This window comes from Rhodococcus sp. 14-2483-1-2 (assembly GCF_002259405.1).
Taxonomy (GTDB): domain Bacteria; phylum Actinomycetota; class Actinomycetes; order Mycobacteriales; family Mycobacteriaceae; genus Rhodococcoides.
This window is the reverse complement of sequence record NZ_NPFW01000020.1, coordinates 140,055-160,531: the sequence shown is the minus strand read 5'-3', so window position 1 is coordinate 160,531 and position 20,477 is coordinate 140,055. Positions and strand designations below refer to the sequence as shown.

At 63.5% G+C, this 20,477-nt stretch carries 16 protein-coding genes; 10 read left to right on the top strand and 6 right to left on the bottom strand.

What is annotated here, in order from left to right; translation table 11 throughout:
• The first annotated feature begins 9 nt into the window (after positions 1-9).
• The 7 genes from CH295_RS18155 (at position 10) to CH295_RS18125 (ending at position 8,743) form a co-directional block, all read left to right on the top strand.
• On the top strand, positions 10-819 hold the full coding sequence (locus CH295_RS18155) for an ABC transporter ATP-binding protein (protein ID WP_094741519.1): 810 nt from the start codon (positions 10-12) through the stop codon (positions 817-819).
• Positions 820-944: 125 nt separating this feature from the next.
• Complete coding sequence (locus CH295_RS18150) at positions 945-2,867, top strand: helix-turn-helix domain-containing protein (RefSeq protein WP_094741518.1); 1,923 nt, start codon at positions 945-947, stop codon at positions 2,865-2,867.
• A gap of 138 nt (positions 2,868-3,005) precedes the next feature.
• The gene (locus tag CH295_RS18145) at positions 3,006-4,286 is read left to right on the top strand and encodes a hydroxymethylglutaryl-CoA reductase, degradative (RefSeq protein ID WP_094741517.1); all 1,281 of its coding nucleotides are present in this window, start codon (positions 3,006-3,008) and stop codon (positions 4,284-4,286) included.
• Positions 4,283-5,287: a hydroxymethylglutaryl-CoA lyase gene (locus CH295_RS18140; RefSeq protein WP_094741516.1), complete on the top strand. Its 1,005-nt coding sequence runs from the start codon at positions 4,283-4,285 to the stop codon at positions 5,285-5,287. The genes CH295_RS18145 and CH295_RS18140 overlap by 4 nt, the downstream gene beginning before the upstream one ends.
• 23 nt (positions 5,288-5,310) lie before the next feature.
• Positions 5,311-6,669: an MFS transporter gene (locus CH295_RS18135; protein WP_094741515.1), complete on the top strand. Its 1,359-nt coding sequence runs from the start codon at positions 5,311-5,313 to the stop codon at positions 6,667-6,669.
• A gap of 29 nt (positions 6,670-6,698) precedes the next feature.
• Complete coding sequence (locus tag CH295_RS18130) at positions 6,699-7,934, top strand: CaiB/BaiF CoA transferase family protein (RefSeq protein WP_094741514.1); 1,236 nt, start codon at positions 6,699-6,701, stop codon at positions 7,932-7,934.
• On the top strand, positions 7,934-8,743 hold the full coding sequence (locus CH295_RS18125) for an HTD2 family dehydratase (protein ID WP_094741513.1): 810 nt from the start codon (positions 7,934-7,936) through the stop codon (positions 8,741-8,743). Before CH295_RS18130 ends, CH295_RS18125 begins: the two co-directional genes overlap by 1 nt.
• A 133-nt stretch (positions 8,744-8,876) precedes the next feature.
• Here CH295_RS18125 and CH295_RS18120 read toward each other — a convergent pair whose 3' ends face one another.
• The 6 genes from CH295_RS18120 to CH295_RS18095 all read right to left on the bottom strand — a co-directional run bounded on the left by CH295_RS18120 (position 8,877) and on the right by CH295_RS18095 (position 14,905).
• Positions 8,877-9,710 (bottom strand): HpcH/HpaI aldolase/citrate lyase family protein, encoded by an 834-nt coding sequence (locus CH295_RS18120; RefSeq protein ID WP_094741512.1) that lies wholly within the window; start codon positions 9,708-9,710, stop codon positions 8,877-8,879.
• Positions 9,707-10,870 (bottom strand): acyl-CoA dehydrogenase family protein, encoded by a 1,164-nt coding sequence (locus CH295_RS18115; RefSeq protein ID WP_094741511.1) that lies wholly within the window; start codon positions 10,868-10,870, stop codon positions 9,707-9,709. Before CH295_RS18115 ends, CH295_RS18120 begins: the two co-directional genes overlap by 4 nt.
• 39 nt (positions 10,871-10,909) lie before the next feature.
• Entirely contained in the window at positions 10,910-12,280 is a 1,371-nt protein-coding gene (locus CH295_RS18110) for an MmgE/PrpD family protein (protein WP_094741510.1), read from the bottom strand.
• Positions 12,277-13,494, bottom strand: coding sequence for a CaiB/BaiF CoA transferase family protein (locus CH295_RS18105; RefSeq protein ID WP_094741509.1), 1,218 nt, complete (start codon positions 13,492-13,494; stop codon positions 12,277-12,279). The genes CH295_RS18110 and CH295_RS18105 overlap by 4 nt, the downstream gene beginning before the upstream one ends.
• Entirely contained in the window at positions 13,491-14,039 is a 549-nt protein-coding gene (locus CH295_RS18100) for a MaoC family dehydratase (protein WP_032379726.1), read from the bottom strand. The genes CH295_RS18105 and CH295_RS18100 overlap by 4 nt, the downstream gene beginning before the upstream one ends.
• A gap of 131 nt (positions 14,040-14,170) precedes the next feature.
• Positions 14,171-14,905, bottom strand: a complete 735-nt coding sequence (locus CH295_RS18095; protein ID WP_252342094.1) for a FadR/GntR family transcriptional regulator — start codon at positions 14,903-14,905, stop codon at positions 14,171-14,173.
• Between the two features lie 298 nt (positions 14,906-15,203).
• Between CH295_RS18095 and CH295_RS18090 the strand changes: the two genes are divergently transcribed.
• From CH295_RS18090 to CH295_RS18080, 3 genes are read left to right on the top strand one after another with little or no spacing between them, the layout of a single operon-like run.
• A complete protein-coding gene (locus tag CH295_RS18090) occupies positions 15,204-17,285 on the top strand; it encodes a hydantoinase/oxoprolinase family protein (protein WP_094741507.1) in 2,082 nt (693 codons plus the stop codon).
• Entirely contained in the window at positions 17,282-19,099 is a 1,818-nt protein-coding gene (locus tag CH295_RS18085; protein ID WP_032402635.1) for a hydantoinase B/oxoprolinase family protein, read from the top strand. Before CH295_RS18090 ends, CH295_RS18085 begins: the two co-directional genes overlap by 4 nt.
• Positions 19,096-20,304 (top strand): amidase, encoded by a 1,209-nt coding sequence (locus tag CH295_RS18080; protein WP_353955477.1) that lies wholly within the window; start codon positions 19,096-19,098, stop codon positions 20,302-20,304. The genes CH295_RS18085 and CH295_RS18080 overlap by 4 nt, the downstream gene beginning before the upstream one ends.
• Positions 20,305-20,477 lie beyond the last annotated feature (173 nt).

Here is a 20,477-nt window from a genome sequence, read left to right as displayed (position 1 = left end):
GACGCAATCATGAACGCCATCACCAGTGAACGGCCGACGACGATGACCGACACCGCGGTATCGGTGGACAACCTGACCGTCCAGTTCTCCTCCAAGCGAGGTGACGTCACCGCTCTCTCCGACGTCGACCTCCAGGTCGGCAGGGGCGAATTCGTCTCCATCGCAGGGCCGTCCGGCTGCGGCAAGTCCACCCTCCTCAAGGTGGTCGCCGGCCTCACCGGTGCCTCTCGCGGTTCGGTGGAGCTGGCAGGCAAGGAGGTGCACGGCCCCCAGCGCAACATCGGTTACGTCTTCCAACGCGCTGCCCTGCTGGAATGGCGGACGGTGCGGAAGAACATTCTGCTTCAGGGTGAGATGCGCGGGATGAACCGGAAGGCCGCGGCCGCGAAAGCCGATCAGCTCATCGAGATGACCGGTTTGGGGGGCTTCGAGGGAGCTCTCCCCCACGAGCTGTCCGGCGGCATGCAGCAGCGCGTATCCCTGTGCCGTGCACTGCTGCACGAGCCGGAGGTGCTGCTCATGGACGAGCCGTTCGGTGCTCTGGACGCTCTCACTCGCGAGAAGATGAACGTCGAACTGCACCGCATCTGGCGGGAAACCGGAACGACGGTCATGCTGGTCACCCACTCCGTGGCCGAAGCGGTCTACCTCGCCAACCGGGTGGTCGTCATGAGCCCGCGGCCGGGTCGGATAGTGGACATCCTCGACGTCGACCTTCCTGTGCATCGGGACTACAGCGCAACGATGGAGAAGCCCGAATTCATCAGTGTTGCAAACACTGTCCGCGATCTGCTGGGAGCGACAACGAGCGCGGACTGAGCGCTCATGCACGAGAGCCCCTGCAGCCCTGTTCGGTCTGCAGGGGCTGTCGTTCGGACGGTGACCGGCTTTCGTCGACGCTCGACGGGTCGATTGCCCTGCTGAATTGACTAGGCTCGGCATTCATGACGACCCTCGATCTATCCCGCGTCATCTCCCGAATCGCCGACGCAGTATCGGGCGTATCGGACGACGGTGACCTCTCAGCGTTGCTCGCTGAACTGGAGATCGATGACCGGACTCGCACCTACACTCTCGACCGCGCTCGCTCGACTCGCGAAGAGCTCACTCGATTGCGCCGCCGTGAGTACGAACTCGGTGCCCTGTTCGCCACCGCACGCGACCTCGCCGAAGTCCGCGACATAGACGGGCTGTTGGAACGGCTCGTGTCCCGGGCCCACGACATGATGGGCAGCGACGTCACCTACTTGTCCGAGTTCGACTCGGAAACGGCGGACCTGCACGTGCGGAAAACGAATGGCTCGGTCACTCCACAGTTTCGGCGTTTGCGGGTGCCTGCTGGTACAGGCCTTGCCAGCCGCGTAGCCGAGTCGAGAAGCGCGCAATGGGTTCGCCGCTACAGCGAATACGACGAGGGGACTCACGACACCGACATCGACGATGCCGTGTCTCTGGAGGGCATCGTCTCCATACTCGGGGTACCGATGCTCTCGGAGGGCCAGGTTCTCGGCGTGTTGTTCTCCGCCACCAGGCAGGAGCACGTCTTCGCGCCCGAACAGATCGCACTGCTCTCGGCGCTCGCCGACCACGCGTCGATCGTCCTTCAATCCGCAAACACCCTCGCCCGCCTTCGCGCGTCCGAGGATGATGCCCGCAGCGCGCTGCGCCGGCTGACGGAACACGTCGCGGTGCGTGATCGCTCCAACACCGTCCATCAAGAGTTGGTGCAGGCAGTGCTCGTCGGTGGCGGATTCACCGAGGTGACAACGACTCTGGCGAAAGCTCTCGGTCGCTACGTCACCATCGTCGATGCCGACATGCGAGTGCTTGCCTCCTCGGAAGCGGGCGTACACATTCCGGCTACTCTCAGCGCACCGAGCATCGTGCGCCTCGCCATCGACCGCAGTCGCGCCACCGGGCACTGCTCGTACATCGAGTCCGACGGCTCCGATATTCAAGTCGTGGCGGCCGTGACCGCGGGCGAGCTCTTCTTCGGCGCAGTCCTACTCAGTACAGGCGATTTGGAGTTGGGGCCGGTCGACGACCGAACGATCGAACGGGCAGCACAAGTGGCTGCACTACTCACGTTGCAGCAGAACGCAGTCGACGACTCCGACCGACGCGCCAGACACGAACTGATCGCGGACGCACTCGACCCATCCGCCGGGCGCCGGCGCGACTTCGATCGACGCGCTCGCGCCCATCACGTCGATGCCGCCACTCTCGACACAGTGCTGCTTTTCGTTGTCCCGCTTCAATCACGTTCGATCGCAACATCTCTGATCACGACACGCTTCCGAGAGGGTGGCTTGGTCAGCACGTACTCGGACGCCCTCGTTGCACTTATACACAGTTCGGCACCTGCCGAGGCGGCCGCGGACGCACGGCAGTCGCTTCTCGCCGGAGGCGTTAGCCCGGTTCTTGTAATCGTTCCTCCGCGAGCCGATTCGGTCGAGCGACTGTCCGCACGGTTCGAGGTCGCCCATCGGACTGCTCGATTGCTGGAAGCCCTGGGCATCGACGACCGGGTGGTCACCACCGAAGCGTTCCTGCCGTACATCGCAATGTTCGGATCGCAACCCGAAGCAGTACACACCTTCATCGACCACATCATCGGACCGGTCATCTCCTACGACCAAGCTCACGGCACCGACCTTCTCGTGACACTGCGTGCGTTCGTCCGCAGCGATTCGAGCCCGACAAAGACTGCGCGCGCCCTGAACTATCACACCAACACGATTCTTCAGCGACTCGACAGAGTGAGACTGATACTCGGAGACAACTGGCGTGACGACGAATCTCTGTTCCGTATCTCCACGGCAGTACGACTCGAGGCCCTGCGAGTATCGACCAGTCCTCACCCATAGGTTCAGCGCCCATTTTGAGCGCCGATCAATGTGTCGAAACTACATATCCTAAGTCACATGCCGTACGTAACGTTGCGCTCGCTCACCAAAGAACCTCGTCTTCACCGACAGGTCCAACCGAACGCGCGGAGGATCGAAGTGCCGATCAGTAGTCGAATTGCAGGATTCAAAGACTTGTCACCGGTGGAACGTCGCCGCGCACTGTCGGATCGCACCGGCCTCGATTTCTCGACGTTCGCCTCACTGGACCCCACCACAGGATTGTCCGTAGAGCAGGCCGACCACATGGTCGAGAACGTTGTCGGTGTGCTCGGCATCCCCGTGGGCATTGCCACCAATCTGGTGGTCAACGACCGCGAGTATCTGGTGCCCATGGCAACCGAGGAGCCCTCGGTCGTGGCGGCCGCCAGCAACGCGGCCCGGATGACTCGTCCGCACGGGGGTTTCACTGTCTCGCACACCGGCCCGGTCATGCAGGCACAGATTCAGTTGCTCGATGTGCAGGATCCCGAGGCGGCTCGATTCCGGATTCTCGAAGCCCGTGACGACATCCTCTCGTTGTGCAACGCACAGGATCCGACTCTCGTCCGATTCGGCGGCGGAGCCCGTGACCTCACGGTCCGCGTCCTTTCCACCCGCACGGGAATTCATGTCGTCGTACACATCGTCGTCGACGTACGAGATGCCATGGGTGCCAATGCGGTCAACACGATGGCCGAGGCAGTAGCACCGCGTGTCGCCGACATCGCGGGCGGCCGGTCGCTGTTGCGAATTCTCACCAACAAGGCAGACCTCCGCATCACACGGGCCCGTGCAGTGTTCGATCGCGACCTGCTGGGCGGGCCGGAAGTGGTGGACAACATCATCCATGCCTCTGCATTCGCAGAAGCGGATCCTTACCGCGCCGCGACTCACAACAAAGGCATCATGAACGGGATCAGCGCGGTGGTGCTGGCCACCGGAAACGACACCCGCGCTGTCGAGGCCGGGTGTCATTCGCACGCCGTCGGTGCCGACGGCCGCTACACGGCACTCTCGCATTTCGAGAAAACAGCGGACGGCCACCTGTCTGGAACGCTGGAAGTCCCCATGGCCGTCGGCCTTGTCGGAGGTGCCACCAAGGCACACCCGGTTGCACGGACGGCAATCGAAATCCTCGGTGTCACGTCGTCGACCGAACTGGCATCGGTGATCGCCGCCGTCGGATTGGCCCAGAATTTGGGAGCATGTCGGGCGTTGTCTGCGGAGGGCATACAACAGGGTCACATGAGACTGCATGCAAGAACCGTTGCTGTCACCGCCGGTGCGACGGCAGACGAATTGGACGATGTCGTACAGCGGTTGATCGGCGACCGATCGATTCGCGTCGAGCACGCCGAACTGGTTCTCGGAGAACTACGCAACGGCAGCTTGGTATGACGCCGGTTCCCGACGCCGCGCGTAGCCCGCGACCTGACGTTCATCGTGATCCGGCGTTACCCGCAGCAGTGCGCGTCTACGAAGTCGGTCCACGCGACGGTTTGCAGGCCGAGCCCCACATCGTGCCGACCGCGACGAAGGTCGAGTTCTGCCGACGACTCGTTGCAGCCGGCGTGACGAATCTCGAACTCACCAGCTTCGTCTCTCCTCGTTGGGTGCCGCAACTCGTCGATGCCGAAGATGTGATGGCACAAGCGAACTTGCCGCAGTCAGTCCGTCAGGTTGTGCTGGCCCCCAACGCACGCGGGCTGGATCGAGCATTGACATCCGGAGCCTCCGAGATCGCCGTGTTCGTCAGCGCAACCGAGACATTCGCCCAGAACAACCTCGGTACATCCGTTGCCCATTCCTTGTCCATGGCCGAGACCGTTGTTGCAGGTGCCGCGGCAGCCGGCGCAGCCACTCGCGGATACGTCTCCATGTGCTTCGGCGACCCGTGGGAGGGGTCGGTGGATCCCGTACGCGTCGCCGATGTCGCCGAACGATTGATCCAGATGGGGGTGGGTTCGGTGTCACTGGGTGACACGATCGGAGTCGCGACGCCCGCGCACTTACATGCTGTGCTCGACGCTGTTGGCGAACGCGGCATTGCCGTCGAGCAGATTGCCCTGCATCTACACGACACCTACGGGCAGGCACTCACCAACGTCTACGCCGGACTCTTGGCCGGGGTAACCGAATTCGACTCGTCTGCAGGAGGTTTGGGCCGCTGCCCGTACGCCCGCGGTGCCACAGGGAATCTGGCCACCGAGGATCTCGTGTGGATGCTCGACGGACTCGGCATCGACACCGGGATCGACCTCCACGCCATGGCCGACGTGTCCCTATGGCTCGCAGAGCACCTGGACCGGCCGAGCACGTCGGCAGTCGTTCGAGCTCTGTCCGCAGCACGCACCGGTGCTCCGCAGCACGGCAACACAACGCTCTCACCCATCCGCTGATTGCATCTCCCCTAGGAACTGACATGTCCAACACACAAGGCCTCCCCGAGGCCGACGCCAAAACCAAAGAGCAGCGCCGCCATGCCGTCATCGGCAGCTCGGTGGGCACCATCATCGAGTGGTACGACTTCACCCTCTACGGCCTCGCTTCGGCACTGGTGTTCGCGCCGTTGTTCTTTCCCGGTGCGGGAAATCTCGCCGGCATGCTGGGCGCGTTTGCTGCATTCGCAGTCGGGTTCGGCGCACGGCCCATCGGCGGTCTGATCTTCGCGCACTACGGTGACCGCGTCGGACGCAAGATGACGCTCCTGGTCACCTTGATGATGATGGGCGTCGCAACGACGTTCATCGGGCTCCTCCCCACAGCCGAATCCATCGGCGTCTGGGCACCTATCCTGCTCATCGTGCTGCGTATCTTCCAAGGTGCAGGTGCCGGTGCCGAATTCGCAGGTGCCATGACCATGGCCAGCGAATCCTCCGACCCCCAACGCCGCGCGTACACTGCCGGATTCCCCGGTGCCTCGGTCTATATCGGAATGGCACTGGCAACAACAACATTCGCCCTGCTCACCTTGCTGCCGGATGAACAGTTCCTGTCGTGGGGCTGGCGTGTCCCCTTCATTGCCAGCGCCGTGATCGTCGCGTTCGCACTGTATTTCCGTTTGCGTGTCACCGAGACCGCCGCATTCGAGGAGGCCGAGAAAGACGGTGCCGTGATGAACTCCCCGTTGGCCGGGGCCATCAAGAACCACTGGCGCGTACTGATCTGCGGCATGGCCCTGTTCACGTTCACGCTGCCGTGGGTCTACATCGTGCAGACGTTCTCGGTCTCCTACGTCACCGGTACGCTCACCGTCAATCCGACAGCGGCATTGGTCGCCTTGATCGTCGCAGAGCTACTGACCATCCCTGCCACTCTGTACTTCGGCAAACTGGCGGACCGCATTGGCCGCAAACCAGTTCTCCTCGGCGCGGCCGTGTTCGGCATCGTCCTCTCCTTCCCGCTGTTCTGGCTGTACGGGACCGAGAACATTCTGCTGGTCGGTGTCGGCCTGGTCCTCGGTCTCGCGATCATCCAGGGCGCAACGATCGGCGTCTCCGCTGCCCTACTCGCCGAGATCTTCCCGACGAATGCTCGCTGGAGCGGTATCGCAATCTCTCGTGAAATCCCGGCAGCCGCAGTCGGCGGTACCGCGCCTCTCGTCGCCACGGCACTCGTCGCGACATCCGGCGGAAGCCCTTGGCTGGTAGGCGCATACCTGATGGGGCTCAGCATCATCGGATTGATCGGAATCGCATTCCTGCCCGAAACTTTGCCCTCGAAGGTCGACGCAGACACACTGGATCCCATCATGGTCGCGGACGTCGAACCCGTCAGCTGATCTGCACCGAGAATCAACGGAAGAGAATTATGACTTCGCTAGCTCCCGACTTCGTAGGCGACGCCGGATCCTTGTCCGGCGTGGTGGTACTCGATCTATCCCACGTGCTGGCCGGCGCATATGCAGCTCAGATGTTTGCCGACTTCGGCGCAACCGTGATCAAGATCGAGAACCCGACAGGTCCCGACGTAGCTCGCGGCTTCCCGCCGTACCTGAAGACCGACGACGACGAATTCAGCGCCTATTACGCCCAGTACAACCGAGGCAAGCTGGGCCTGACGCTCGATCTGCGTGCCGACGAGGGCAAAGCCGTTCTGAAGGACCTGGTGGCCAAGGCCGACGTACTGATCGAGAACTTCCGGCCCGGCACAACAAAGAAATTGGGAATCGACTACGCCGTGTTGGCCGAGATCAATCCCAGGCTCGTCTACCTCGCTATTTCCGGGTACGGCCAAACAGGCTCTCGCAGCACACATCCGGCGTTCGACAATACTGCGCAGGCGGCGGGCGGATTGTGGTCGATGAACGGTCAGGTGGGCGAGGATCCCGTGCGCGTCGGGGTCACCATCGGAGACCTCTCGGCAACCATGTTCGGTGTGATCGGCGCACTCACGGCGCTACGCCACGCGGAGCGGACCGGAGTCGGTCAGCTCGTGGACGTCGCCCAGGTCGACAGCATCGTGGCGATGACAGAAACGGCCGTTGTCGACTACACCGTCGACGGTAAGACGGCGGTGCCATCAGGAAACAAACATGCCTGGGTGAGACCGTACGAACTGTTCCCCTGCGCCGACGGGCAGGTGTTCTTCGGTGGCTACACCGACAAGCTGTGGAACGCCAGCTGCGAACTGTTCGGTACACCGGAGGCTGCGGTCGATCCCGAGATCGACACCATGCGAAAGAGATTCGATCCCGACGTCTATGAGCGCAGAGTCAAGCCGCTGATCATCAGCTGGTTCGACGGACGAAAGCGATCCGAACTCGAAGACCTCGCTGGTGCAGTCATCCCGCTCACTGCCATCAAGAACATCGGTGAGGTGGTGGACGACGAGGGCACCGCGGAACGCGACATGATCGTCGAAGCCGACTACGGGAAGTTCGGCACACTCCGAATGTTCGGGCAACCCATCAAGATGGGCGTTACTCCCGCGAACCCTGCACGCAGAGCGAACGGACTTGGTGAGCACACTGACTCGGTCCTCGCAGGATTGGCCGGGTACTCCGCGGAACGAATAGCCGACCTGCGCAATGATGGCGTCGTCTGATGGCAGTGGTCCGCACCGACGAGATAGGACTTACCCCCGCACTCGCTTACCGGGGAACATTCGCCGCTGATGCGGCAGAGCCGAACCCAACCGGTGAGCTTCCTCCAGGATGGGAGGGGATCTACTTTCCATTCGACGCCGAACTGGACGCGCTCCGGCCCGACGGCTCCCCAGCCGACGACGGAGTGCTACCGGTAGTCGATCTGCCTCGACGCATGTACGCGGGCGAGGACACCGTCTTTCACCGGCCGATCCACTACGGCGATGCTGTAGAGCAAACAGTGACGGCCGGCTCGATCACCGAAAAACAGGGGCGCGGTGGACGCCTCGTATTCGCCGATGTAGAACGCACCTACAGAGTGGATGGCGTACTCGCGATATCGAGTGTCTGGCACGACGTGTTTCTCGACGCCGCGAAGCCCGGTGACACGGCCAAGCCCCCGACACCAGCGCCTGACGTCGAGTGGTTGTGGTCGGAACCGCTTGTTCTCGATTCACGGCAATTGTTCAGGTACTCGGCGATGACCTTCAATACTCACCGCGTTCACTACGACCGAGACTGGGCACGATCGATCGAAGGACTCGATGATCTACTGGTGCACGGGCCCCTGATACGAATGCTGCTGCTGGACTTTGCGCTTCGATCACGGACTGCCGTGCGGCCGCGCAGCTTTTCGATCCAGATGCAAGCACCGATGTTCGTCGATACTGCTGTCCGGATGGTGGGCAACGAGACCGAAAGCGGGAGCGAAGTATTCTTGCTGGACTCCGAGGATGCAGTGCTGGCTCGCGGAAGTGTCCACACCTGAGGTACCCGGAGTCCCCGATCGCTTCATCCGGCATCGTGTACAAATCCTGCGGCGCAGCCGACGCGGTGCGAACGACGCCTCGAACCGGTGGGGCCACAGCGAGCGTCGGGCTTCGCATCGCCACCGGCTGACGTCAGGTGCTGATCGACTCCCGCGAAGCTGCTCTGGCCACTACTCGACGCGCGGTTCGGGCCACTGCCTCGTCGATCAGGAATCCCTTGCTGTCGACGGCCACACCCGAGGTGGCGCGTTCCAAGTCGGCCAGCAGTTCCCCGGCCTCTCGCACTTCCAACTCGGACGGCACGAAGACAGTTCGCACAGAGGCGAGTTGAGCCGGATGGATACATGCACGCCCGACGAAACCGAGACCAGAGAGCGTTCGGGTATCGGCCTCGAACGCATCGGTATCGCGGAAGTTTCGAGACACCGCCGCCGGTGGCGGATCGATTCCCGCCGCCACGCTGGCCGCGACCACCTGGGCACGCACGAACGACAGTGACTCCGCAGAACCGTCGACGCCCAGATCGGCGGCCAGGTCCACTTCCCCGATCTGGAGAAACTTGACCCGAGGGGCACGGGCAATCTCCAGAGCGGCGAACACTCCGGCGGCCGTCTCGATGAGGGGCGAGACCACTGCACTACTGCCACTCAATAGAGCATCGGCCTGCTCTATCTCCCGAGCAGACGACACCTTCGGCAACCAGATACCGGTCAGGTTCGGGTGCAACACCGCGCGAATATCGCTCTCCTGCAACGCCCCGGGATTGACGCGCACCCAGATCTGCACGTCACCCGGCTCGCAGGAAGCAACCCACGCGGCCACCGTCGCACGCGCATGATCCTTGTTCGCCGCGGTGACGGCATCCTCGAGATCCAACACCACCGCGTCGGTACCCGAGTTCAGTGCCTTGTCGAACCGCTCCGGCACATCCCCCGGGACGTAGAGGTACGTCAGAGCGGTCCTCATCCGATGACTCCCGTGCCCGCGACGAGGGACTTCGCGATGACGGTGCGCATGATGTCGTTGGTGCCCTCGCCGATGGCCATGAGAGGCGCATCGCGGTAGAGACGCTCGACGACGAACTCGGTGGAGTAGCCGTAGCCACCGTGGATGCGCATGGCTTCGAGGCTGGCGGTGATGGCAGCTTCGGAGGCGAAGTACTTCGCCATGCCGGCCTCCATATCCACGCGCTTACCCGAATCTGCCTGTGATGCAGCCCAGTACGTCATCAGGCGTGCAGCCTGCAGCTGGGTCGCGATGTCGGCGATCTTGAGCTGAATGGCCTGGAACTCGGCGATGGGCTGACCGAATGCGGTGCGCTGCTTCGCGTATTCGAGGGCGGCGTCGTACGCGGCCTGCGCGATGCCGACGCTGCGTCCGGCGATGTTGAGGCGACCGATCTCGAGACCCGACAGCGCCTGCTGCAGACCACGCCCCTCGACGCCGCCGAGCAGTGCATCGACGGGAACGCGCACATCGGTGAACGTGATCTCACACGACTCGGTGCCCTTGTAGCCGAGCTTGCCCATGTCGCGCTGCACCTCGAACCCGTCGGTCGTGGTGTCGATCAGCAGCAGCGACATTCCCTTGTGCGCGGGCGTCGTGGTGGTGTCGGTCTTGACCAGTACCGGAAGCACATTCGCGTGGCGGGCATTGGTGATCCATGTCTTCGCACCGTTGACGACGTAGTGGTCACCGTCGCGCTTGGCAGTGGTCTTGATGCCTTGCAGGTCGGTGCCGGCACCGGGCTCGGTCAGGCCGACTCCCGTACGCCATTCGCCGGACGCGAGCTTGGGCAGCAGCGTCTTCTTCTGCTCCTCGGTGCCGTGCTTACCGATCATCCAGCACGAGAGGTTGTGGCTACCGAGAATGCCGGCGACGCCCATCCATCCCCGGGCGAGCTCCTCGTAGACGAGGGTGAACGAGACCTTGTCGAGGTCGAGACCGCCGTACTCCTCCGGCGTCGTGATCCCGAACAGTCCCATGGCCTTCATGTGTTCGACGATCTCGGTGGGGTACCGCCCCGTCTTCTCCCACTCGTTCGCGACCGGGATGATCTCCTTGTCGACGAAGGTGCGCAACGCTTTACGGAATGCCGACTGCTGTTCGTCGTACGTGAAGTCCATGATGATGTCCTGTCGATTGGGGTGTCGTCGATCGAAATGTCAAGGTGCCGGCGCGATGGCAGCGGCGAGATCGAGGATGGCGGTCAAGTCGGTTTCGTCGACCAATCCGAGAACGCGGTCGGAGAGTTCGGCGGCACGAGAGTCGTTGCCGCAGTTGGCGAGGAACTTCTCCAGCAGACGGTCGTCGCTCAGCGGGAATCCAGCGGATCCCTGACTGCCGCCGACGGAGGCGTCGAGCACTCGACCGTCGGTGAGGGTGAGAACCGCCCTGCCCGACGCGGCGGCCGCGGGAACCTCGGACGGGAGGTTCGTCACCCGCACCTTCCGGGCGGTGGCCAGAACATCCTCACGCGCGATGGATCCGTCGGTATAGGTCGAGACGGTGATCGCGCCGTCGTGCAGCAGCGCGGCCACACTCCACGGCAGGTCGAACTTGCCGTCGTAGGTGCTGCGCGGTGAGGCGACCCCGGTGTTCGGTCCGCAGACGAACGGACTCGAATCGGGGTGAACGAACACCTCGATGTCGGCCACGTCGCCTGCGTGAACGGCACTGTCCCCGAGCGCCCTCGTCACCGCGTCGAGCGTGACGTGCATCAGCTGGCAACTGGGGTACGGCTTGATGCCGATTCGGGTGGCTTCCCACCGCGTGCCGAGTTTCTCGGTCAGTGCGGCGAAGTTCGTCGGCCGGTCGGTCAACGCAGCGTAGATTCCGCGTCGACCTTCGAGGACCGACGACGGGCCGGTCGCACCGGCTGCCGCGAGCCGAGCGGCCAGAACACCGTTCATACTGGCCGATCCCGGATGCAGTGCCTTGGTGTCGGCGTCGGTATCGAGAAACTCGAGCAGTCCCGAGCTGGACGACCCGGCGATGCCCAGGGCGTTGACCAGTGTTTCGGAGTCGAACTTCGAGAGGTGTCCGGCGACGAGCGCGGCCGTCAACGGTCCCACCGCTGCGGTCGCGTGGACACCCCGTGCGTGAAACCCGTGCGGACTGACTTCACCGAGGCGACACGCGGTTTCGAGACCGAGGGCTGCGGCGGTCAACACATCCGCACCCGAGGCCGACACTTGCTGCCCGACGGCGAATGCCGCGGGAAGAGATACCGCCGTCGCGTGAACCAATGCTCCCGCGTGCGTGTCGTCGAAGTCCAGAGAGTGCAGCATCACCCCGGTTGCGAAGGCAGCCGCCGGAGCGGACAAGCCCCGGGTGCCGGTGAGAGGCCGCGCCTCTGGTGGCCCGCCGAGAGCGTCGGCCACTGTCCAGCCCGGTCGGCCGTAGCCGAGTCTTTGGGCCGCAACGGTATTGCCGACGCCATCGAGTAGGTGACGCGCGGCCGCGTGCCGGACGTCCTCGGACAGATCGGCGACGGTGACACCCGATGCCCACTCCGCCAAGATCGTCGAGGTCACGCCCGCACCTCGTCCTTCGCCGTACCGAAGGCTCCCTCCGCCTTCAGTTTTGCGACGCGTTCGTCGTCGTAGCCCAGTTGGTCGCGCACGATGTCGTCGAAGTGCTCGTTGCGCCGCGGCGCGCGGCGGTACTGCTTGGCCTCGGAACCGAAGTTCACAGGTGAGGCAACCTGGCGCACCGTGTTGTACACCGGATGCTCGGTCTCGACCACAAGATTGCGTGCGAGCGTGTGGGGTTCGGTCAGGGCGTGCTCGACGTCGTTGATCGGCCCGGTCGGCACCCCGGCCGGGCCGAGCTTCGAGAGCCAGTGCTGAACGGTGTTGGTGGCGAACACCTCCTCCAGAATCGGCAGCAGCACATCCTGGTGCTTGCCACGCAGCGAGAAGTTGCCGAACCGTGGATCGGCACCGAGGTCCGGGCGGTCGATGGCGACGACGAGCCGGTCCCAGAACTTCTCCTTCGCACAGCCGACGATCAGCCAGCCATCCGTTGCCTCGAAGGCCTGGAACGGAACCAGAGACGGGTGAGCAGAGTTCTTGGTGCGGATCGGTTCGAAGCCGGCGTTGAGATGCCACGTCGCGGGATACGTGAGCAGAGACATCGCCGTGTCGTACAGCGAGACGTCGCAGTCACCGCCGATGCCGTCGCGCCGGGCCGCGTGCAATCCCGAGAGCAGCGAAATGGCGGCGACGAATCCACCGGAGTAGTCGACCAGCGAGAGACCGGATTTCGTGGGCGGGCCGTCCGGGTCACCGGTGACGCTCATCCAGCCGGCGAGACCCTGCAGAATGTAGTCGTAGCCAGGCTCTTTCGCGCGCGGGCCGGTCATACCGAAGCCGGTGAGACTGCAGCACACGATCGCGGGATTGAGGTGCTTGAGCTGGTCGTAGGTGATGCCGATCTTCTCGGGCACGTCACCGCGGAGGTTGGAGTAGACGGCGTCGCTGGTACGGACGAGGTCCTCGAAGACCGCTCGGCCGCTCGGGGTCGAAAGATCAAGGGAGAGAGACCGTTTGTTGCGGTTGAAGCTCTCGAAGAACAGCGAGTCCTCGCCCTCGTTGTAGGGCGGGACGTAGCGTCCGACGTCACCGCCCACGCTGGGGTCCTCGATCTTGATGACATCAGCGCCGAGATCGGCCAGATGCAGGCTGCCGAACGGGCCCGCGCCGTACTGCTCGAGCGAGATGATGCGGACGTCTTCGAGTGGCCTCATGCGTCGGAATCCTTAATCTGGGGAAGTTCGAGCGGGCCGTTCTGCGCTTCGGGAAAGTAGTTCTGCCCGATGCCACTGTCGCGGGTGGCGACCATGACCGAGCGCTTCCACGAAATGACCTCGACGCCATCCTGATTGAGGCCGCGGGTGATCATCGAGACGATGCCGGCGTAGGGGCGTGATTCGGACTTACGCAGTCCGGTGCAGATGCTTTCGGCGTAGAGCGTGTCGCCTGCGTAGACCGGGTGCGACATCTTGATGTCGGTGAAGGCGAGGTTCGAGATCGCGTTCTGACTCATGTCGATCACCGAAAGCCCAAGTACCACAGAGACTGTGAAGCCGGAGTTGACGATGACCTTCCCATCGGTGATTGGGTTCTGCGACGCCAGGTGCGCATTGAAGTGGTTCTGGTTGGTGTTAAGCGACAGCAGCGTGATCCACGTGTTGTCGGTCTCCGAGATCGTCCGCCCGAAGGGATGTTGGTAGACGTCCCCCACGGCGTAGTCGTCGAAGAAGCGCCCCAGAACGGCCGGATGGATTGCCACCGTGTCTCCTCGTGTCGGTTTGGCGAGTGCCTTACCTAGACCATAAACATCAGATGTTTATGGCGTCAAGGGTTCGAGGAAACCAGCAATAGGCGAACTTCGGGTAGATCGACTCGGTAAAGAGCAGATGTTTACGGGTTGCGCAGTCGATCCATCTGTCGGTACGAGTCGCCGAGGTGGTCGAGATGCTTACGCATCAAGTCCATCGCGGCCATCGAATCACCGGCCGCCACCACGTCGCGCAGACCTCGGTGATCGCTGTCGACGCATTGCCAGAAGCCCTCGGGTGCGTGGTCGCGACCGAATCGGCCGGACAAGACGCGGAAGACGGGAGCGGTGATGAGCTCGAGCAACGGGTTGTGGGCCGCGCGGAGCAGAACGAGGTGGAATTCCTGGTTCTTGGCGAACGTCTCGGGTCCCTGCACTTCATTGGGGTCGAAGATCGACGCATTGAGCTGCCCGAGATGCTCGTCGGTGCGGCGGAATGCAGCGATACCGGCGGCCGGCACCTCCATCAGGTTGCGGACTTCCATGAGCTGGTCGACGGTGACGGTCTCCGCGGCCGCCATCAGAGCGACACCGGTTTCTAGGTGCTCGCTGATGTGCCCCACGCTGGGGACGGCGACGAAGCTTCCCCCGGTCACCCCCCTGGTCGTCTCGATCAGATTCTGACTGGCCAGGGAGCGAAGAGCTTCACGAATGGTGCTACGTCCGACGCCGAACTCGGCGGTGAGCTCGGCCTCTCCGGGGAGCCGCTCCCCTGGCTGCAGCTCACCGGACAGAATGCGGCTGCGCAGATGGCCGGCGAGGACCGCATACGCGGGGACACTCTTGGCGGTGGCCTTAAGCGAAGCCGATTGAGCCACTTCTGCCCCCTGGTTGTCGACGACGGGTACTAGTCGGCTCGAGCTTAGCCTGGCCGATGCTCGGAGATGCAGGGATCGCAACCCTCGATACATCCGCTCTTTCGTAGGAAAACTCCGACACCGACATGGACAAGACTGGATATTTGGACAAAGTAGACGCAATACATCAGAGGTATTGCTTTTCCGTTCGATCATCAGCACTATGACTCATGTCACCTCAGCGGTGACCCAACGACTTCGTAGGACAGGCGGAGCACGCCTTCCCGCTCCACTCGGGCACCGACAGAACGGACGCAGCATGAAACGCATTGGAGTCGACGTCGGCGGGACGTTCACCGACCTCGTCCTGTGGGACGACGACGGCACGGTCGTCGTGCACAAGACCCCGTCCACCAACCACGACCCCTCGATCGGCACAATGGACGGCATCACCGTTCTCGCCGAACGCGCCGGGATCGACCCGTCCGAGATCGACATGTTCTTCCACGGCACCACCGTGGCCACCAACATCGTGCTCGAGCACAACGGCTGCGACGTCGGCATGATCACGACGGAGGGTTTCCGCGACCTGCTGCACATCGCGCGCAAGAAGCGTCCACTCAATTACTCGAATTACCAGGATCTTCCGTGGCAGAAGTGGCAACTGGTGCCACGACGCAACCGTCGTGTGGTCCCCGAACGCATCGATGCCGCTGGAAAGATTCTCACCCCACTCGATGAAGATGCTGTGCGCGAACAGGTTCGACTGCTGCGCGAGCGAGGCGTGCAGGCCATCGCCGTCGCATTCCTGCACGCGTACCGCAATCCGACTCACGAGCAGCGCGTCAGAGTCATCATCGAGGAGGAGTTCCCCGACGTCTTCATCTCACTCTCCAGCGAGGTAGCACCGCAATACCGGGAGTACGAACGCTTTTCGACCGCAGCGCTCAACGCCTTCATTGGACCGAAGACCTCGAAGTACATCGAGAATCTCGCCGGTAAGGCCAAGGCAGCGCAGGTCGGCGAGGACGTGCACCTCATGACCTCGGCCGGCGGGCTCGTCACCTCGCGCAGCGCCAGCGAAATCCCGGTCTCACTCCTGACCAGCGGTGTGGTCGCCGGCCTGCTGGGTGGCTGCGCCATCGGTAAGGCGTCCGGATATCCCAGCGTCATCACGCTCGATGTCGGCGGTACCTCGGCGGACGTCGGCGTGGCACCGGATGGCGCGTTGCGCATGAAGCATCTGCTCGACACCCGGATCGGTGATTACCACGCGATGGTGCCGATGGCCGAGGTCGACACCATCGGCGCCGGAGGCGGATCCATTGCCGTGGTCGACGACGGTGGCATGTTCCGCGTCGGTCCTCGCAGCGCGGGTGCAGTTCCCGGTCCGGCCTGTTACGGACACGGCGGCACCGAACCGACCTCCACCGACGCCATGGTGATGATGGGATGGCTACGCGAGAAGAGCTTCTTGTCCGGAACCATGGAGGTCAAGCCCGAGCTGGCACGCGAGGCGATTCAGACGCATATCGCCGACAAGCTCGACACCCCGCTCGACGACGCCGCGATGGGCATCTTCAAGGTCCTCGCCCATTCCATGACCGAGGCGATCAGCCTGCACTCGGTGCGCAAAGGCTATGACCCGCGCGACTTCTCACTGATCGCCGAAGGTGGTGCCGGCCCGCTGTTCGCCTGGCAGATCGCCGACCAGCTCGGCATTCCGCGTGTGATCGTGCCCGGTCACCCCGGCATCACCTCTGCCGTCGGCCTGCTGACAACCGACATCCGCTACGAGGAGCCGACGACGGTGTGGACGTCGTCGGCCGACCCGAACATCGAACTCCTGCAGGAGCAGATCGAGCGTCTGTCGGCCCTCGCCGTCGCGCAGCTCGAGAAGGACGGCGTTGCGGCGGAAAACATTTCGCTCGAACGCAGCGTCGACTGCCGATATGTCGGCCAAGGCTACGAATTGCGTGTCGCCGCGCCGGACGGCGACATCGACGACGTGTGGGTCAAGACCGTCGCCGAGGCATTCCACGACGTGCACGGACGTACCTACTCACAGCGATTCGACGACAAGCCGGTACAGCTGATCAACGTCCGTGTCACCGGTGTGGGTGCGGTACCCCACGTACAGATTGCCGACATCGCCGTGGGCACCGCCGACTCCTCGGCCGCGATCAAGACGACCACGCAGGCGCTGTTCTGGCAGGACGAGACGTCCGCGCCGCAGTGGGTCGACACCCCGGTCTACGAACGGTCGTTGTTGTTGGCGAACAACGAGATCGACGGTCCTGCGATCGTCGAGCAGTTCGATTCCACCACGATCATCGGCATGAACCAGCACGCCACCGTCGACGCCGTCGGCCACATCATCATAGAGAGGAACCCCGCATGAGCAAGGCGCTGATGCCCACCACCGGAGTGTCACTGGCGGGCGAATCCACTCGAACCTGGAACGACGTCGAGGTCGACCCCATCACGCTGCGCGTCATCGGCGGAGCACTGCAGTCGATGGCCAAGGAGATGGCCCAGGTGCTCTACCGGATGGCGTACTCCTCGCTCATTCGAGAGTCCGAGGACCTCGGCGCGGGCATCTTCGACATCAACGGACGTGAACTGTGCGAATCGGACTCGACTCCGATGCACTGTGGTTCGATTCCCGCCTACATCAAGGGCGTCAACCGTCGCCTCGCCGGAACGTATAAGCCCGGAGATGTGGTGCTGCACAACCATCCGTACCACGGAGCGGCGCATTCACCCGATTACGGCGTGATCATTCCGATCTTCTGGCAGGGCGAGCACATCGGCTTCGCCGGGTGTACCGGTCACGTGTCCGATGTCGGCGGCAACTTCCCGGGCCTGTGCATGGACGTCGTCGATGTGTGGGCCGAGGGCAAGCTGATGGACTCGATGAAGATCTACGAGGCCGGGGTCCGCAACGACTACCTGATTCAGCACATCCTCGACAACGTCCGCACGCCCGAGCAGAACCGCGGCGACCTCGAAGCATTGATCGCCTGCTCGCGGATCGGCGAAAAACGATTCACCGAGCTGCTCGAGAAGTACGGCCTCGATACCGTGATGAGTGCGGGTGAACGCTGGATGGACTACTCCGAGTCCATGCTGCGCAGGAAGATTCGAGAGATTCCGGACGGCAGCTACACCGCACCCATCGGGTATCTCGACGACGACGGCAAGAATCGCGACGAACCGCTCAAGGTGGCCGTGCGGGTGCAGGTCGAGGGCGAGGACATTCTCATCGACCTCACTGGCTCGAACAGCCAGGTGCCCACCGCGTTCAACGTCCCGTTCGAGGGTTCGGTTCTACCTGTGGCCGTCTCGGCCATTCGTACGATTCTGCTCGACGAGGACCTCACCGAGGAATTCGTTCCGCAGAACGACGGGTGCTTCCGGCCCGTCAAGGCCTATGCCCCCGAGGGCACGATCTTCAACCCGGACTTCCCCGCGTCGTGCTTCGCGAGGTTCTCACAGGTGAACCGGGTGTTCGACTCGATCAATCTCGCTCTTGCCCCGGTGCTTCCGGATCACGCGATCGCCGGTTCGTCCGCCGCTCTGTGTGCCATCGCCTATTCCGGCATCGCGCCGGACGGCGAATCCTATTGGGTCTACATCGAAATCAACGAGGGCTCCTACGGCGGCCGCAACGGCAAGGACGGCATGGACGCTGTCGACGCCCTGATGGCCAACACGCGCAACAACCCGATCGAGGAGCTCGAGCTCAATCACGCCATGCGCGCGTTGCGCTACGAGCTGCGCGACGAGGCTCCCGCACCGGGCAAGTGGCGCGGCGGTATCGGCAGTGTGCGCAAGTGGTTGATGGAGACCGATACGTTCCTCGGTTCCGAGGCCGACAACCGGTCGGATCCGCCGGCCGGAGCGCTCGGTGGACACAACGGTGTGTCCGGCTCGTTCACCAGGAACGCCGGGACCGATCGCGAGGAAGTGTTGTACTCCAAGGTCACTCAGGAGACGATTCGTTCCGGTGAGACGCTCGAGATCAAACTGCCCTCGGGCGGTGGCTTCGGAAACCCGTTCGAGCGTGATCCGTTCCAGGTGCTCAGCGACGTCTGGGACGAGTACCTCACCGAGGACGATGCTCGACGCGACTACGGTGTGGTCGTGAACACCGATTCGTGGACGGTTGACGAGGACGCGACGGCCGAGCTGCGCGCCCGGAGCGCGGCCTGATCGAGGACGGGACCTTCGGCGGTGTCGTCCGGTGGATCGACGACCGGAACGACACCCCGGGGCCCCTGTCCGGCCTGAGCATCGGCGTCAAAGACAACATCGACGTGGCCGGCGTCGAGACCACCTGCGCGTCGGAGTTCTTCGAGCACAACGTTGCCGCGTCGGATGCCGAAGTCGTCACCCGCCTGCGGCGCGCAGGCGGGTCGGTCGTCGCGAAACTGAACATGGCCGAGTTCGCCGTCGGCGTTACCTCGCAGAACTCGGCTGCAGGCCCGTCGTACAACCCGTGGAATCGCACTCGGGTGCCCGGCGGATCGAGTGGCGGTTCGGGGATTGCCGTCGCCGCCCGACTGGTAGACGCATCCCTGGGCACCGACACCGGCGGATCAGTGCGCCTACCCGCCGCGGCATGCGGAATTACCGGTCTACGCCCGAGCTGGGGATCGATCAGCAACGACGGCGTGTTCCCGGTGAGCGAGCAGTTCGACACCGTCGGCCCGATGGCGCGGTCGGTCACCGAGGTGAAAGCCCTGTTCGACGTCCTGTCCCCCAGCCCATCCGAGCCCTCGGAGGTCACACGCATCGGCGTGCCCACTGTGTTCCTCACCGCGGACGTGGACTCGGGCGTCGCGCAGACCGTCGCAGCCGCGGTGCGCACGTTCGCCGAACTGGGGTACGAGATCGTCCCCATCGAACTCGCGCATGCAGCCGACGCCCAGGACATCGTCTACACGATCGTGTACAGCGACCTCGCTCGCCGCCATCGGCAGCGGCTCGACACCGTGCCTTCCCGCTTCCAACCCGCCACCCGTGAGCGAATAGCGTTGGGCCTGAGCATCTCCGATGCCGTCCGTGCCCGTGCACTCACCGGCCGAGACCAATTCTACGAGGCCATGACCACCACGTTCGAGATGGTCGACGTGGTGTTGACCCCGGCCATGCCCGTCGACGTTCCCCCGAGGGACGGGGGCGACGACGTTATCGCTCTCTCACGCCGAATGGGTCAGTTCACGTACCCGTGGTCTCTGCACGACGGCCCGACGCTGGCTCTGCCGGTCGGATTCCACCCGTCCTCGGGCATGCCGGTCGGAGCGCAACTGACGGCTGTATCGCGCCGTGAGGGCGCACTGTTCGCCCTGGGCGAGCGGTACCAGTCGGTGACCGGCTGGCATCAGCGAAACGCACCTCATACATCAGATTCTTAACTGACCGGCAAGTACAGGACCATGAAGGAGGCACAGTGCACGTCGGCGGCCAGCCACTGACCGTTCTGCGGTTCAAGATTGCCGTCGTCTTTTAGCACTCGGCGACTCTGCCGTGGCCGACCGTGCGAGACACCGTGGCGTTCGCCCTGGAGGTACGCAGAGTCGGCAAGAAG